The sequence below is a fragment of the Streptomyces sp. NPDC090442 genome, assembly GCF_044769405.1.
Taxonomy (GTDB): Bacteria; Actinomycetota; Actinomycetes; order Streptomycetales; family Streptomycetaceae; genus Streptomyces.
Map to the genome: position 1 here is coordinate 1 of NZ_JBIVXW010000256.1, position 1,423 is coordinate 1,423.

The window sequence follows — 1,423 nt, forward strand, 5'->3', positions numbered from 1 at the left end:
CTAGTGTGATGCGCCAGAAATCTTGAGGGTTAGTAAGTACCCTTGTTGCTATGTCGCATTCGGGCCCCTCTGCTGTGGCGATCACGCTGTCTGAGGCCGAGCGTGCCGAGTTGGTTCGCCGGACGAAATTGCCGCACCGGCGTTCGGCCGAGAAGGCCCGCATCATCCTGGCGTGTGCTGACGGCTTGTCAAATGCGCGTGTCGCGCGGATCGTTGGCGTCCAGGCCAAGACGGTTGGCAAGTGGCGTCGGGCTTTCGCCGCAGAGCGGATGGCTGGCCTTGAGGACGCTGGCTGGATTGGCCGGCCGAAGGCCGACCTGGTCCTGGACGAGGCTGAGCGCAGGCAGCTGACGCAGTGGGCGCGGCAAGCCAAGACCGCTCAGTTCCTCGCGTTGCGAGCCAAGATCGTGCTGCGCTGCGCGGAGGGCGGAACCAACCAGCAGGCCGCGACCGACCTCGGCATCGACAGATCGACCGTGGACCGCTGGCGGGCCCGGTTCATCGCCAAACGCCTCGACGGTCTGCATGACGAGCCCCGCTCGGGCCGGCCGCCCTCGATCCTCCTCGACCAGGTCGAGGAGGTCATCGTGGCCACCCTGGAGTCCACGCCGGGCAAGGACACGCACTGGTCACGTGCGTCAATGGCCCAGCGTACTGGCCTGTCCAAATCGACCATCGGGCGAATCTGGAAGCGGTTCGACCTTAAGCCGCACCTGCAGGACTCCTTCAAGCTCTCGACCGATCCGCAGTTCGTCGCCAAGGTCGTCGATGTCGTCGGCCTCTACCACAACCCGCCCGAGAAGGCCGTGGTGTTATGCGTGGACGAGAAGTCCCAGATCCAGGCACTGGATCGTTCCCAGCCTGTGCTGCCGATGATGCCTGGGATGCCTGAGCGGCGCACCCACGACTATCTACGGCATGGCATCACCAGTTTGTTCGCCGCCTTCAACATCGCCGATGGCACTGTCATATCGGCATTGCACCGCCGCCACCGGGCGATTGAGTTCAAGAAGTTCCTGACTCGGATCGACAAGGCGGTGCCCGCCCGGCTCGACGTGCACCTCGTATGCGACAACTACGCCACCCACAACACCCCCGACATCAAGGCATGGTTGGGAAAACATCCGCGCTTCCACGTGCACTTCACTCCCACCGGCTCCTCTTGGATGAACCAGGTGGAGCGATGGTTCGGTCTGCTGACCGACAAACTCATCCGCCGCGGCGTCCACAGGTCAGTGAAGGCCCTGGAGGACGACATCACCGCGTGGATCGACGCCTGGAACGAGAACCCACGGCCCTTTACCTGGACCAAGACAGCCGACGAGATCCTCAACTCCCTCGCCGACTACCTCACCAAGGTCGGAACCACAGACCAGAAAACAGAGCAGAATTAACCCTCAAGATTTCTGGCGCATCACACTAG

At 62.9% G+C, this 1,423-nt stretch carries 1 protein-coding gene; it reads left to right on the plus strand.

What is annotated here, in order from left to right:
* Positions 1 to 50: 50 nt before the first annotated feature.
* The gene (locus ACIQU6_RS44855; protein ID WP_403488519.1) at positions 51 to 1,394 is read left to right on the plus strand and encodes an IS630 family transposase; all 1,344 of its coding nucleotides are present in this window, start codon (positions 51 to 53) and stop codon (positions 1,392 to 1,394) included.
* The last annotated feature ends 29 nt before the right edge of the window (positions 1,395 to 1,423 follow it).

Excerpts from the sequence above, each read along its gene's own strand:
- ACIQU6_RS44855 (WP_403488519.1), top strand. The coding sequence starts at position 51 with ATGTCGCATTCGGGCCCCTCTGCTGTGGCGATCACGCTGTCTGAGGCC.